Below are 13,569 nucleotides of genomic sequence, written 5' to 3' on the forward strand. Positions count from 1 at the left end.
GGTCCGGACCCGCGCCCGCGCCGTCCTCAGAACGCCGGACGGGCCGGGGGCGGGGTGGGCGAAAGAAATCAGGCCCGTACGGCGATTGAGGACAGGGCTGTGCCCCGGAGCGGGGGCACCGCTTCGAACCCGTACGGCGACTGGGGCGCAACCGGCACGCCGGAGCAGCCCGCACCCCGGTCGCGCCCCGGAACCCCGCCCGGCCACCGCCTACGAGTGGCCGAGGTCCTCCGTCGGCGCGTCCGGCTCCACCGGTACCGAGCCGGAGTCCCGCGCCGGACGCAGCGGGTACTCGTCCACCTGCATCGTGTCCAGCGCGTGCGGCGCCGGCTTCGGCGGCTTCGGCATCACCGCGGCCTCCGAGTGCCCGCCACAGCCGTACGACAGGGACACCACGTGCCCGTCCGCCGGACCGAACTCGTTCGCGCACACCCCGAAGGCCTGCTTCAGCGAACCCGCCAGCGGCACCAGGAACGCACAGGACACACAGGTGGCCGGAGCCGCCTGGGCCATCGGCGTCTTCGCGCCGAACCCCTCGTCCCAGCGGTCGGCCGCCGCGTACAGCCCGTACCGCGACAGCACCCGCGCACGCCGCATCCCGAGCTCGTCCGCGACCGCCGCGATCGAACCGCGGCGCGGAGGCTCCGGGCGCGTCGTCAGCTCCGCGTCCTCCGACTCGACGAGCTCGGCCAGCTCACCGGAGACCGGGGAGTTGGGCGGCGGCTCGTCGTCGCCGGTGTAACCCGGCTCCAGACGCAGGTCGTCCGCCTCGGTGGGCAGCAGATCGCCCGGCCCCATGTCGCCCGGCCGCAGCCGCTCGCTCCACGGCACCCACTCCGGCGCGAGCAGCGCGTCGCCGCCCGGCAGCAGCACCGTCTCGTCCAGCGTGACGTTCTTCGCCCGGGAGGCCCTGGCGACCGTCACCGCCCAGCGCCAGCCCCGGTAGGCCGGGTCCTTGCACTCGAAGTAGTGCGTGACGACCCGGTCCCCCTCGGGGACCACGTCCACATGCTCACCCACGACCCCTGGCGCGGCTGCCTCCTCGGCCGCCGCGCGCGCGAGGTCTACCGCCTCGGCACACAGACGGTCGGGAACAGGGGTACGGGCCGTACGGCTTCTCGTCGTCGCAGCACTCACAGGTCTCGCTTCTCTCCTACGCCAGTCTCACGAGCGCGCCAGCACATCCATCGATTTCAGCCATTCGGTTGCGGGCGGAGCGGACCTGGGGGCCGCGTCGACGTCCACACCCGTTGTGCCTGCCTCGGGCGCACCTTCTGCAACCCATTCTGCGGGATCGCCGAGAGGCGCGCGGCCAAGAACAACCGCCGGTGGCGCGCTACGCACGCTACCCTCTCCGCCGCTTCCCGCCCACCTGCCCGTCCCAAACGACGCCGTATCCGGTGCCGTGTCCCCTGTAAAGAGCGCGCTCCGGCCATCGGGTTCCACCGGTCCGGCACCCCCTGCGACCTGCCAGATCGCTGACCCGACAGGGCGGAAGGCACCGCGTCCCGCGCCTGTCCCGGTTCGGGAGGACCGGTCCTGGGGCACTATGACCAAGTGGCTTCTGCCAGGTCGCACGAAGGATCCGGCCCGCTCCGCAGGACGGGCCGGACGGTGGGCCATGCCCTGCGCAGCCCGTTCACCGGGACCGCCCGGGGCATCCGGAAGGCGACACACGCCCACGGCGCGGGTGAGTCCGGTCTCGGAAAGCTGATCGAACTGCACGCGGTGAACGGCGCGGGTGACGTGATGATCACGATCGCGCTGGCGTCCACGGTGTTCTTCTCCGTACCCACGGACCAGGCACGCGGCCGGGTCGCGCTGTACCTCGCCGTCACCATGGCGCCGTTCATCGTCCTGGCCCCGGTCATCGGCCCGCTCCTGGACCGCCTGCCGCACGGCCGCCGCGCCGCGATGGCGGGCTCCATGCTGGCCCGTGCGGTGCTGGCGCTCACCATGTCGGGCGCGGTCGCCACCGGCGGCCTGGAGCTGTACCCGGCGGCTCTGGGCGTCCTGGTCTGCTCGAAGGCGTACGGAGTGGTGCGCAGCGCCGTCGTACCGCGGCTTCTGCCGCCCCGTTTCTCCCTGGTGAAGGCGAACTCACGGGTCACCCTGGCCGGTCTCCTCGCCACGGGCGCGGCTGCCCCGATCGGGGCGGGGCTCCAGACGATCGGTCCGCCGTGGCCGCTCTACGGGGCGTGCGCGATCTTCGTCGGCGGCGCGATCCTCGCGTTCACCCTGCCGCCCAAGGTGGACTCGGCGAAGGGCGAGCGCAAGGCACACCTCGTGCACCCGCAGGAGGACGGCGCCGTCCGGCCCGACCCGCTCCGCAAGACCGCCACGCCCGGTGCCGAGACCGGGAAGAAGCCGGCCAGGTCCAGGTCCAAGGAGAAGAACGGCGAGAAGCGGCCGGGACTGCGGTCGGTCGGCCCGTCCGTCCTGCACGGGCTCCAGGCCAACGCCGCGCACCGCGCGCTCTCCGGCTTCCTGATCTTCTTCCTGGCGTTCCTGCTGCGCGAACAGCCGCTCTCCGGCCGGAGCGCCGCGATCTCGCTCGGCATCGTCGGCGTGGCGGCCGGGACGGGCAACGCGCTGGGCACGGCGGTCGGCTCCTGGCTCAGGGCCCGCGGCCCGGAGGTCATCATCGCCTCGGTGCTGGGCCTGGCGCTCGGCGTCGCCGTGCTGGCCTCGGCGCTCTTCAGCACGGTCATGGTCGCCGCGCTCGCGGCCACGGCGGGCTTCACCCAGGCCCTGTCGAAGCTGTCGCTCGACGCGATGATCCAGCGCGACGTGCCGGAGGAGGTGCGCACGTCCGCGTTCGCGCGCTCCGAGACACTGCTCCAGATGGCGTGGGTGGCCGGCGGCGCGATCGGGATCTCCCTCCCCCTCAACGGCGTACTGGGCATGGCGGTCGCCGCGGGCATCCTCGCGCTCGGTGCGACGGCCTCCGTACGGGGGCTGCTGGGCGCCGCGCGGCGCGGCTCGCCGCACCCCCGCGTGGCATGAGCCGGAGCGACCGATAGCCTTCGGCCCATGACCGTTGCGTTCTTCTCCGGTAAGGGCCGTCGAATCGGCGTCGCTCTTGGTGCCGTGTCCGCGGGACTCCTTGTCCTCTCCGCCTGCGACAAGCCGACGCCGCTCGCCACCGTGACGGTCGGCGACAACTCGGTGAACACCGAGGCGTCCTGCTACAACGACGGCAAGGCCCTCAAGGAAGCCGAAATCAAGGGCTGCCTCAACAAGAAGGCCGACAAGACCGTCAAGGTCGCCATGGACGACAAGGTCCACTTCGGTGTGGACCCGTCGGTCTCGGACAACGGCTGGACGCTCTTCATCAACGGCCAGCAGGCCGAGCAGGAGCCGTTCAAGAAGACCTACCGGTCCATCCCGGGCAGCGCCTTCTTCGCCAGCCAGACCGGCGAGGCCACCGCGGACAAGACGCAGGTCAGCATCGTGGAGACCAAGGGCAAGCAGTTGCTGGGCATCTGGCACTTCGAGCTCAAGAAGACCAGCTGACCCGCTTCCCTCCTGTCGCTTCCTCGGAGGCTCCCCCCGTGCGTGTGCTCGTCGTGACCGCTGTCCCGGTGGAACGGGACGCGGTCACGCGTGCGTTCGGGGACGGCACTGAGGTGTCGGTGCGTGGGGTGCCGGGCGCGGAGATCCACCGCACCGGCCCCTTCGACGTCCTCGCCGGCGGCGCGGGACCGGCCGCCGCGGCGGCCTCCGCCGCGTTCGCCCTGGCCTCGGACCGCTATGACCTGGTGATCTCGGCGGGCATCGGCGGCGGCTTCACCGGCGTCGCCCCGGTCGGCTCGCTCGTCGTGGCCGGCCGCATCGCCGCCGCGGACCTGGGTGCCGAGACCCCCACGGGCTTCGTCCCCGTCACCGATCTCGGCTTCGGCCGCGACCGGCACGACCCGCCCGGCTCCCTGGTCCGCGCGGTGGCCGCCGCGACCGGTGCCGTGACCGGCGACATCCTCACCGTCTCCACCGTGACCGGCAGCGCCGAGCGCGCCGCCGCCCTCCTCGCCGCGCACCCCGGTGCCGTCGCCGAGGCCATGGAGGGGTTCGGGGTCGCGGAGGCGGCCGACCGGCTCGGCCTGCCCGCCCTGGAGATCAGGGCCGTCTCGAACGCCGTCGGCCCCCGCGACCGCGACGCCTGGCGCATCGGCGACGCGCTGGCCGCGCTCACCGACGCGTTCGGGAAGCTCATACCCGTACTGGAAGGCTGGACGACCCACCATGACCGAGACCACTCCTGACCCGCTGCGGATCGCCTTCTCGCCGTGCCCGAACGACACGTTCGTCTTCGACGCCTGGGCGCACGGCCGGGTCCCCGACGCGCCCGCCCTCGATGTCACCTTCGCGGACATCGACATCACCAACGGCATGGCCGAACGCGGCGAGCTGGACGTCCTCAAGGTCTCCTACGCGGTGCTGCCGTGGGTCCTCGACGAGTACGCGCTGCTCCCCTGCGGCGGGGCGCTGGGACGGGGCTGCGGGCCGCTGGTCCTCACCCGGGAGCCGGGCACGGACCTGACGGGCCGGACCGTCGCCGTACCGAGCGAGCGCTCCACCGCCTACCTGCTGTTCCGGCTCTGGGCCGCGGAGACGGTCCCCGGCGGTGTCGGGGAGATCGTCGTCATGCCGTTCGACGAGATCATGCCGGCGGTGCGGGACGGCAAGGTCGACGCCGGACTCGTCATCCACGAGGCGCGCTTCACGTACCAGAACTACGGTCTGCACAACCTGGCCGACATGGGCCGCCACTGGGAGGACACGACCGGCCTCCCGATCCCGCTCGGCGCGATCATCGCGAAGCGCTCGCTGGGCGCGGACACCCTGAAGCGGCTCGCCGAGTCGGTGCGCGCGTCCGTACGGATGGCGTGGGACGACCCGCGGGCCTCGCGCCCGTACGTGCTGGAGCACGCGCAGGAGATGGACCCGTCCGTCGCCGACCAGCACATCGGCCTGTACGTGAACGAGTTCACCGCCGACCTCGGCGAGGACGGCTACGCGGCGATCCGCGGCCTGCTGACCCGCGCCGCGGCCGAGGGACTGGTACCGGCACTCGGACCGGACGCGCTCGCGTTCGTCTGAGCGCGACGGGACGGCACCTCACACCCGGCGGGACGGGAAACGACAAAGGCAAGGAGAGAACGCTCTCCTTGCCTTTTTCAAGTTATAGCGCCCTGGGGGACTTGCCGCAAGCCCCCCATAACGGCGCAGAATCGTCGGCCTGTGCCACGACTTGTGGAAATGAGGGCACGACGAATGCGTTGTTTTCCTATGGGGGCGGGGGTACCGCGATGACCGAGCAGTACGTGCGGGATCTTCACGAGACCGACGGGACGCGGATCGCGGCCGTCGGCGGCAAGGCCGCGCACCTGGGCGAGCTGTCGCGGATCGAGGGCATCCGGGTGCCGGGTGGCTTCTGCGTGACGACGGACGCCTTCCGGCGGATCATGGCGCAGGCGCCGTCGGTCGACGGTCAGCTCGATCAGCTGTCCCGCCTGGACCCGGACGACCGGGAGGCGGTCCGCACGCTCAGCGCGCGCGTTCGCCGGACCATCGAGGGGATCGCCGTCCCGGACGACCTCGCGGCGGCGGTCACCCACGCGCTCGGCGGGCTGGGCGACCGGGCCGCCTGCGCCGTCCGGTCCAGTGCGACGGCGGAGGACCTGCCGACGGCCTCGTTCGCCGGCCAGCAGGACACGTACCTGAACGTCGTGGGGCCGTCGGCGGTCCTCCGGCACATCAGCCGGTGCTGGGCCTCGCTGTTCACCGAGCGGGCCGTGGTCTACCGCCGACGGAACGGCATCGGCCACCGCACGGTCCACATGGCCGTGGTCGTGCAGCGGATGGTCCTCCCGCACGCCGCCGGCATCCTGTTCACGGCCGACCCCGTCACGGGCAACCGGAAGGTCGCCACGGTGGACGCCGGCTTCGGCCTCGGCGAGGCCATGGTGTCCGGCCTGGTGAACCCGGACGTCTTCAAGGTGCGGCACGGCGAGGTCGTCGCCAAGGTGATCGCCGCCAAACGGCGTGCCCTGCACGCGCTGCCGGGCGGCGGCACGCGGGAGGTGGCGGTCGACCCGCGGCGGCAGGAGCAGCCGGCGCTGACGGATGCGCAGGCCGTACGGCTCGTGGAGCTCGGGCGGCGGATCGAAGCGCACTTCGGCAGCCCGCAGGACATCGAATGGTGCCTGGACGACGACGGCTTCCAGATCGTGCAGAGCCGCCCGATCACCACACTGTTCCCGGTCCCTGAGACGGAGACCGGGGCCGAGAGCGCCTCCGGGACCGGTGACCAGGAGAACCACGTCTACGTCTCCGTCGGCCATCAGCAGATGATGACCGACCCCATGAGGCCCCTGGGGCTGTCCATGTGGCAGCTGACGGCCATGGTGCCGATGCACGAGGCGGGCGGGAGGCTGTTCGTCGACGTCACCGGGCGCCTGGCCCCGCCCGCGGGCCGGGCCGCCCTCCTGGACGTCATGGGGCGGGGCGATCCGCTGGTCAGGGATGCCCTGGAGACCGTCCTCGACCGCGACGACTTCGTCCCGTCGCTCCCGGACGCGGCTCCCGGCGGCCGGCCGGCCGCCGGTGCGGCCGCCCCGGCAGAGCCCGATCCGGCGATCGTCACCGAGCTGGTCGAGCGCAGCCGGGCGTCCGTCGCCGCCCTGGAGCGCGGCATCCGGACGAAGACCGGACCGGCGCTGTTCGACTTCCTGCGGGAAGCCTTCGTGGAGCACAAGCGGATCCTCGGCGACCCGCTGAACCTCCAGGCGATCATGGCGGGGATGGAGGCCACCTGGTGGCTCAACGACAAGCTGCTGGAGTGGCTGGGCGAGAAGAACGCGGCGGACACGCTCACCCTGTCCGCCCCCGGCAACATCACCTCGGAGATGGGGCTGGCGCTGCTCGACGTCGCGGACGTGGTCCGCCCGCACCCGGAGGTGGTGGCGTTCCTCCGGGACGTCGAACGCGCCGGGGACGACGGCTTCCTGGACGAGCTGGCGAAGCTCGCGGGCGGGGCCGGGGCACGCGACGCCATCGAGTCCTACCTCGACCGGTACGGGATGCGCTGCGTCGGCGAGATCGACATCACCAGGCCGCGCTGGCGCGAGCGTCCCAGCACGCTCGTGCCGGTGATCCTCGACAACGTCAGGATCTTCGGGCCGGGCGCGGCCGGGCGGCGCTTCGAGCAGGGGCGGCAGAAGGCGCGCGAGAAGGAGCAGGACGTGCTGTCCCGCTTGCGGGCCCTGCCGGACGGGGACCGGAAGGCCGACGAGACCGAGCGGATGATCGGCCGGGTCAGAACCTTCATCGGGTACCGGGAGTACCCGAAGTACGCCATCGTCAGCCGCTACTTCGTCTACAAGCGGGCCCTGCTGGCGGAGGCCGGGCGCCTCGTGCGGGCCGGCGTGATCCCCGAGCGGGAGGACGTCTTCTACCTCACGTTCCAGGAGTTCCACGACGCCGTGCGCTCGAACCGGGTGGACGGCCGGCTCGTCCAGCGGCGCAAGGACGCGTTCCGCTCGTACCACGCGCTCACACCGCCCCGGGTGCTCACCTCGGACGGCGAGGCCCTCAACGGCTCGTACCGGCGCGACGACGTGCCGGCCGGCGCCCTGGCCGGTCTGCCGGTCTCCGCCGGGACCGTCGAGGGACGGGCCCGCGTCGTCCTCGACATGGCCGAGGCCGACCTGGAAGCGGGCGACATCCTGGTCACGACCTTCACGGACCCCAGCTGGTCACCGCTGTTCGTGGGAATCGCGGGCCTGGTGACGGAGGTGGGCGGCCTGATGACCCATGGCGCGGTGATCGCCCGCGAGTACGGCCTGCCGGCCGTCGTGGGCGTGGAGCGGGCCACCCGGCTGATCAGGGACGGGCAGCGGATCCGCGTGCACGGGACCGACGGGTACATCGAGATCCTGGCCTGACCGGGTGTCCGTGCCCGGGTGTCCCGCACGTGCGGGACACCCGGGCACGGACACCCCGCACGTCGGACTACACGTCCAACTGGTCCGCGACCGCGCGCAGCAGGCCGGCGATCTTGGCGCCCGCCGCCTTGTCGGGGTAGCGGCCGCGCTCCAGCAGCGGCGTGATGTTCTCCAGGACGGTCGTCAGGTCCTGGACGATCGACGCCAGCTCGTCCGGCTTGCGGCGCTGGGCGGCCGCGACGGACGGGGTGGGGTCGAGGATCGCCACGGACAGTGCCTGGTCACCGCGTTGTCCGGCGACCACGCCGAACTCCACGCGCTGGCCGGGCTTGAGTGCGTCGACTCCGGTGGGGAGCACCGACGAGTGCACGAAGACGTCGCTGCCGTCGTCGCGGGAGAGGAAGCCGAAGCCCTTCTCGCTGTTGAACCACTTGACCTTGCCAGTCGGCAAAGCACGCACCCCATCTCAACCCGTATGCCGGAACAAAGCCTCAGCAGGTCAGGCCGTCCAGTGGTCGTGCTCCCCCTGCTGGCAGAAGCCTCCACAGGTGAAGTACCCCTCGTCAAGCCTGGTCATCCGGACTGGTGTCCTGAAAGAACTACTCTGACCGTGTGAGTACTTCTCCTTCTGGCGCAGGCGACCTGCTGGTCCGGGTCGGCGCGATCGTCTTCTTCGTCGGCGCGGTGGCGACGCTGGTCACCATCGCCCCGTTGTTCCTCGGCACCGAGCCGTTCCCGTCCATCGCGTACGCGGTCTGCATGCTGATGGGAGTGGGGTTCCTGATCGCCGCGGCGGGCGTCGTCCGGTCGGCCCGGGGAGCCGCGCCGAAGCCGTAGGGCGGGCTCCTACGACGCGTACGCGTTGAGCCAGTCGGGGAACTCCGTCAGCGACGACAGCACCACGTCCGCTCCCGCGTCCCGCAGCTCGGCCGCGTCGCACGGGCCCGTCGTCACGCCCACCGACACCGCGTCCGCGGCCCGTGCGCCGCGTACGTCGCCCGTGTGGTCGCCCACGTACACGCCCGCCCGGTACTCCCGCAGCGCCTCCGCCTTCGCCTCGGCCCACAAGCCGCCCACGAGCACGTCGGGCTGGATCCCCAGGTGGTCCAGGTGCAGCTTCGCGCTCGGCTCGTACTTGGCGGTGACCACCATCGTGCGGCCGCCGAGCCCGCGTATCGCCTCGACCGACTCCCGGGCGCCGGGCATGGCGAGCGACGGGACGATCGCGTGTGTGGGATAGATCTCGCGGTAGCGCCCGGCGACCGCGGGCACCTCCGCGGCCGGGAACCAGTTCGCCAGCTCGTCCTCCAGCGGCGGGCCCAGCCGGCTCACCACCAGGTCGACGTCGATCGCGACCCCCGTCTCCGCGGCGAGCACCACGTAGGCGGCCCTGATGCCGGGCCGGGAGTCGATGAGCGTCATGTCCAGGTCGAAACCGACCGTCAGTGTGTGCGAAGCCATGACTGCCATTGTGCCGAGCGCTCGCGGAACCCGGCACACCCCAGTGATGCCGCACCCGGGCGGTGCTTAGACTTAGCCAAGCCTTACTTTGCTTCGCTTTTCGATTGGGTCCGATGCCAGCCGCCGCACCACGCCGCTCCAGACGCGCTCTCCTGACGGCGGCGGCCGTCCTGGCGCTGCTGTTCGCCGTACTGCTCAGCCTCGCCGTGGGGGCGCGCTCCATCGCCCCGTCGGCCGTCCTGGACGCCCTGCTGCACGGCGGGCACTCCGACGACGCCGAGGTCATCCGGAACATGCGGGTGCCCCGCACGCTGATCGGGCTCATGGTCGGCGCCGCGCTCGCCCTCGCCGGCACGGTGCTCCAGGGCATCACCCGTAACCCCATCGCCGACCCCGGCATCCTCGGCATCAGCCAGGGCGCCTCGGTCGGGGTGGTGCTGGCCATCGCCTACGCGGGCGTCCACACGCTCACCGGGTACGTCTGGTTCGCCTTCGCGGGGGCGGCTGTCGCCTCCGTCGCGGTGTACGCCATCGCCTCCAGCGGACGCGGCGGCGCGACCCCGGTGAAACTCGCCCTCGGCGGCGCCGCGATCAACGCGCTGCTGGTGTCGGTGACCATGGCCGTACTGACGACGAAGGCGTCCGCGCTGGACGAGTTCCGGTTCTGGCAGGTCGGCTCGATCGCCGGCCGCGAGGCCCAGGTCGCCCAGCAGATATGGCCGTTCCTGCTGGTGGGGGCGGTTCTGGTGCTGTCGGTCGCCCGCGGGCTCGATGCGCTGGCGCTCGGCGAGGACATGGCCAAGGGGCTCGGGCAGAAGATCGCGACGGTACGGATCGTCGGCGGCATCGGCGCCACCGTGCTCACCGGTGTCGGGGTCGCGGCGGCCGGGCCGATCGCGTTCATCGGCCTCGCCGTCCCGCACATCGCCCGCGGAGTCGTCGGCAGCGACCACCGCTGGGTGCTCCCGATGGCCGCCCTGATCGGACCCGTGATGCTGCTCGTCTCCGATGTGATCGGCCGGATCGTCTTCCCGCCGAGCGAGATCCCGGCCGGGGTGATGACGGCACTGATCGGCGTGCCGTTCCTGGTCACGCTGGTACGCCGGAAGGCGGTGCCCGCATGAGCGCCACCACGGCCGCGGTGCGGCCCGCCGGGTACAGCGTCCTGCGGATCGGGGCGCGCGGCCGGTTCCTGCTGCACCGCCGGGCCGCGGTCGCCGCCACCGTGCTCGTCGCGGTGCTGGCCGTCGTCTGCGTCGCGTACCTCTGTGTCGGCGAGAGCTTCGTCGCGCCCGGCGAGGTCCTGAAGGTGGTGCTGGGCCGGCCGTCCGCCGACGAACTCGTCGTCGGCACGCTGCGGCTGCCGCGCATGGTCGTCGGGGTGCTCGTCGGCCTCGCCTTCGGCATCGCCGGCGCGCTGATCCAGACCGTGGCCCGCAACCCGCTCGCCAGCCCGGACATCATCGGCATCAGCCAGGGCGCGAGCGCGCTCACGGTCGGCGCGATGACGTTCGGCGTCACCTCGTACACCGTCCTGCCCTACCTGTCGGTGATCGGCGGGGTCGCGGCCGCCGCGCTCGTCTACCTCTTCGCCTGGCGCGGCGGGCTGCACGCCACCCGCTTCGTCCTCATCGGCATCGGCTTCGCCATCGCCCTGCGCTCGGTGACCACCCTGTTCCTGACCAAGGGCGACTACCTCGTCGCCCAGCAGGCGCAGATCTGGATGACCGGCTCGCTCAACGGCCGCGGCTACGACGAGGCCGCGCCGATCGCCTGGACGCTGCTGATCCTGCTGCCCGCCGTCCTGTGGGCCGCCCGCGCCCAGCGCACCGTGACCATGGACGACGACACGGCGACCGCGCTCGGCGTCCGGCTGGGCCGGGTACGGCTGGGGCTCGTCGCACTCGGCGTGATCCTGGCGTCGGTGGCCACGGGGACGGCCGGACCGGTCGACTTCGTCGCCCTGCTGGCCCCGCAGATCGCCCGCCGGATGACCCGGACCGCGCAGATCCCGCTGCTCTGCTCCGCACTGCTCGGCGCGGTGATCGTCGTCTTCGCGGACCTGCTGGCCCGCAGGCTCTTCTCACCCACCGAACTCCCGGTGGGCGTCCTGACGGCGGCGGTCGGCGCCCCGTACCTGATCTGGCTGATCATCCGCGGTCACGGTGGCCGCAGGGGAGGCAACGCATGACCAAGACCCGGCAGCAGGACGCCGTGACCAGCCGGCTGACGGTGCGCGAGCTGACTCTCGCGTACGAGGACCGCACCGTCGTCCACGAGCTGGACCTCGCCGTCCCCGACGGCCGGGTGACGGTCATCGTCGGGCCGAACGCCTGCGGCAAGTCGACGACCCTGCGCGCGCTGGGCCGCCTCCTCAAGCCGCGCGGCGGGGCGGTGCTGCTGGACGGCACCGAGCTGTCGAGGATCCCCACGAAGAAGATCGCCCAGTCGATCGGGCTGCTCCCGCAGACCCCGGTGGCCCCCGAGGCCATCACCGTCTCCGACCTGGTGGCCCGCGGCCGCCAGCCCCACCAGCACTGGTGGCAGCAGTGGTCCCAGGAGGACGAGCGGGCGGTGACGGACGCGATGGAGCGCACCGACATCACCGCGCTCGGCTCCCGCTCGGTGGACGAGCTCTCCGGCGGGCAGCGCCAGCGGGTGTGGATCGCGATGGCGCTCGCCCAGGAGACCGATCTGCTGCTCCTCGACGAGCCGACCACGTACCTCGACATCGCCCACCAGGTGGAGGTCCTCGACCTGGTGCGCCGGCTCGCCGCCCCCGCGGCCGACGGCAGCCGGGGCCGGACCGTGGTGACGGTGCTCCACGACCTCAACCAGGCCGCCCGGTACGCCGACCACCTGGTCGCCATGAAGGCGGGCCGGATCGTCGCGGAGGGCCGCCCAGAGGACGTCGTCACCGCAGAACTCGTCCGTGAGGTCTTCGGCCTGGAGGCGGTGATCGTCCCGGACCCGGTGACGGGTTCACCGCTCGTCGTGCCGGGGGCGCCCTGGCAGCCCGCGCGGGCGTCCTGAACCGGAATTCCGCACACACCTACGAAAGGCAATCCATGGCCACCTCCGTCCGCCGCCGTGGCCTCACCCTCGGCGCGCTCGCCCTGACCGGCGCACTCGCACTCTCCGCCTGCGGCTCCTCCGACTCCGGCAACAAGAGCGACGGCGCCTCCTCGGCCGGCGGCACCCGCACCGTCAGGACGGCCATGGGTGACGTGAAGGTCCCCGCGCACCCCGAGCGTGTCGTGGTCCTGGACACCGGCGAGCTGGACTCCGCGCTCACCCTCGGCGTGCGGCCCGTCGGCGGGACGCACTCGGCGACCGAGGACGGCTTCCCCGCCTATCTGCCGGCGGAGAGGACGAAGAACATCAAGGAGGTCGGCGAGATCGCCAACCCCAACATGGAGACCGTCGCCTCCCTGAAGCCCGACCTGATCCTCACCAGCAAGGTCCGCGACGGCGACCGCTACAAGCAGCTCAGCGCGATCGCCCCGACCGTGATGACGGAGTCCACCGGATCGGCCTGGAAGGAGAACTTCCACGTCCACGCGGAGGCGCTCGGCAAGCAGGCCGAGGCGAAGAAGGTCATCGCCGCGTACGACGCCCACGTCGCGAAGGTGACCGAGGCGATCGGCGGCAAGAAGAGGGCGGCGGCCACCGACGTCAACTTCGTACGCTTCGTCGAGGGCGCGGACATCCGCATCTACGGCAAGCAGAACTACATCGGCTCGATCCTCGCCGACCTCGGCATGGGCCGCCCCGCCATCACGGACAAGGCCAAGGACGGCTTCTCGTACGACGTGTCGCCCGAGAAGATCGACCTCGCGGACGCGGACGCCGTCTTCACCTCGACGTACGGCGACCCGGACAAGGCGGGCACGACCCGCACGATGAGGAGCGGGCTGTGGAAGGGGCTGAAGGCCGCCAGGAACGGCAAGGTCTTCAAGGTCGACGACCGGCTGTGGATCGCGGGCATCGGCTACACCGCCGCGGACCAGATCCTCGACGAGTTCCAGACGAAGATGACCGGCTGACGAGGCCTTACGGCCCGGCCGGACTTGTCCCAGCCGGGCCGCCACGACTCGGCCGTCCCGTACGTGGCGTGGCAACTCGGCCGTCACGCACGCGGCCGTCGCACCTCGGCCGTCAC

General features: G+C 72.1%; 13 protein-coding genes. 10 read left to right on the forward strand and 3 right to left on the reverse strand.

Translation table 11 applies throughout. The features are described from left to right. Window positions 1-210: 210 nt before the first annotated feature. A complete protein-coding gene (locus ACIQM0_RS23385) occupies window positions 211-1,137 on the reverse strand; it encodes a DUF3027 domain-containing protein (RefSeq protein WP_401289719.1) in 927 nt (308 codons plus the stop codon). A gap of 420 nt (window positions 1,138-1,557) precedes the next feature. On the opposite strand from ACIQM0_RS23385, the gene ACIQM0_RS23390 reads away from it, so the two are divergent. The 5 genes from ACIQM0_RS23390 (at window position 1,558) to rph (ending at window position 7,946) form a co-directional block, all read left to right on the forward strand. Next, a complete protein-coding gene (locus ACIQM0_RS23390; RefSeq protein WP_401289722.1) occupies window positions 1,558-3,006 on the forward strand; it encodes an MFS transporter in 1,449 nt (482 codons plus the stop codon). A gap of 27 nt (window positions 3,007-3,033) precedes the next feature. Then, entirely contained in the window at window positions 3,034-3,516 is a 483-nt protein-coding gene (locus ACIQM0_RS23395) for a DUF2771 domain-containing protein (protein ID WP_401289725.1), read from the forward strand. 38 nt (window positions 3,517-3,554) lie between these two features. Continuing rightward, on the forward strand, window positions 3,555-4,262 hold the full coding sequence (locus ACIQM0_RS23400) for a futalosine hydrolase (RefSeq protein ID WP_401289728.1): 708 nt from the start codon (window positions 3,555-3,557) through the stop codon (window positions 4,260-4,262). Beyond that, the gene (locus ACIQM0_RS23405) at window positions 4,243-5,100 is read left to right on the forward strand and encodes a 1,4-dihydroxy-6-naphthoate synthase (RefSeq protein WP_401289731.1); all 858 of its coding nucleotides are present in this window, start codon (window positions 4,243-4,245) and stop codon (window positions 5,098-5,100) included. The genes ACIQM0_RS23400 and ACIQM0_RS23405 overlap by 20 nt, the downstream gene beginning before the upstream one ends. Before the next feature lie 209 nt (window positions 5,101-5,309). Further along, window positions 5,310-7,946: a rifamycin-inactivating phosphotransferase gene (rph, locus tag ACIQM0_RS23410; protein WP_401289733.1), complete on the forward strand. Its 2,637-nt coding sequence runs from the start codon at window positions 5,310-5,312 to the stop codon at window positions 7,944-7,946. A gap of 67 nt (window positions 7,947-8,013) precedes the next feature. Here the strand turns inward: rph and ACIQM0_RS23415 are convergent, their stop codons facing one another. Then, on the reverse strand, window positions 8,014-8,397 hold the full coding sequence (locus ACIQM0_RS23415) for a cold-shock protein (RefSeq protein ID WP_123460814.1): 384 nt from the start codon (window positions 8,395-8,397) through the stop codon (window positions 8,014-8,016). A gap of 161 nt (window positions 8,398-8,558) precedes the next feature. Between ACIQM0_RS23415 and ACIQM0_RS23420 the strand changes: the two genes are divergently transcribed. Next, entirely contained in the window at window positions 8,559-8,783 is a 225-nt protein-coding gene (locus ACIQM0_RS23420) for a hypothetical protein (protein ID WP_401289736.1), read from the forward strand. A 9-nt stretch (window positions 8,784-8,792) separates the two neighbouring features. Here the strand turns inward: ACIQM0_RS23420 and ACIQM0_RS23425 are convergent, their stop codons facing one another. After that, window positions 8,793-9,407 (reverse strand): HAD family hydrolase, encoded by a 615-nt coding sequence (locus ACIQM0_RS23425; RefSeq protein ID WP_401289739.1) that lies wholly within the window; start codon window positions 9,405-9,407, stop codon window positions 8,793-8,795. 113 nt (window positions 9,408-9,520) lie between these two features. Between ACIQM0_RS23425 and ACIQM0_RS23430 the strand changes: the two genes are divergently transcribed. Genes ACIQM0_RS23430 through ACIQM0_RS23445 form a run of 4 tightly spaced genes read left to right on the forward strand, consistent with a single transcriptional unit; the run spans window position 9,521 to window position 13,453 of the window. Beyond that, complete coding sequence (locus ACIQM0_RS23430; RefSeq protein WP_401289741.1) at window positions 9,521-10,531, forward strand: FecCD family ABC transporter permease; 1,011 nt, start codon at window positions 9,521-9,523, stop codon at window positions 10,529-10,531. Continuing rightward, window positions 10,528-11,598, forward strand: a complete 1,071-nt coding sequence (locus tag ACIQM0_RS23435; protein WP_401289743.1) for a FecCD family ABC transporter permease — start codon at window positions 10,528-10,530, stop codon at window positions 11,596-11,598. Before ACIQM0_RS23430 ends, ACIQM0_RS23435 begins: the two co-directional genes overlap by 4 nt. After that, entirely contained in the window at window positions 11,595-12,440 is an 846-nt protein-coding gene (locus tag ACIQM0_RS23440) for an ABC transporter ATP-binding protein (RefSeq protein WP_401289745.1), read from the forward strand. Before ACIQM0_RS23435 ends, ACIQM0_RS23440 begins: the two co-directional genes overlap by 4 nt. Window positions 12,441-12,475: 35 nt before the next feature. After that, window positions 12,476-13,453, forward strand: coding sequence for an ABC transporter substrate-binding protein (locus ACIQM0_RS23445; protein ID WP_401289747.1), 978 nt, complete (start codon window positions 12,476-12,478; stop codon window positions 13,451-13,453). The last annotated feature ends 116 nt before the right edge of the window (window positions 13,454-13,569 follow it).

Origin of the sequence: Streptomyces sp. NPDC091387 (assembly GCF_044756945.1) — a bacterium.
Lineage (GTDB): Bacteria > Actinomycetota > Actinomycetes > Streptomycetales > Streptomycetaceae > Streptomyces.

Excerpts from the sequence above, each read along its gene's own strand:
- ACIQM0_RS23395 (WP_401289725.1), top strand. The coding sequence starts at position 3,034 with ATGACCGTTGCGTTCTTCTCCGGTAAGGGCCGTCGAATCGGCGTCGCT.
- ACIQM0_RS23405 (WP_401289731.1), top strand. The coding sequence starts at position 4,243 with ATGACCGAGACCACTCCTGACCCGCTGCGGATCGCCTTCTCGCCGTGC.
- rph (WP_401289733.1), top strand. The coding sequence starts at position 5,310 with ATGACCGAGCAGTACGTGCGGGATCTTCACGAGACCGACGGGACGCGG.
- ACIQM0_RS23425 (WP_401289739.1), bottom strand. The coding sequence starts at position 9,407 with ATGGCTTCGCACACACTGACGGTCGGTTTCGACCTGGACATGACGCTC.
- ACIQM0_RS23430 (WP_401289741.1), top strand. The coding sequence starts at position 9,521 with ATGCCAGCCGCCGCACCACGCCGCTCCAGACGCGCTCTCCTGACGGCG.
- ACIQM0_RS23435 (WP_401289743.1), top strand. The coding sequence starts at position 10,528 with ATGAGCGCCACCACGGCCGCGGTGCGGCCCGCCGGGTACAGCGTCCTG.
- ACIQM0_RS23440 (WP_401289745.1), top strand. The coding sequence starts at position 11,595 with ATGACCAAGACCCGGCAGCAGGACGCCGTGACCAGCCGGCTGACGGTG.
- ACIQM0_RS23445 (WP_401289747.1), top strand. The coding sequence starts at position 12,476 with ATGGCCACCTCCGTCCGCCGCCGTGGCCTCACCCTCGGCGCGCTCGCC.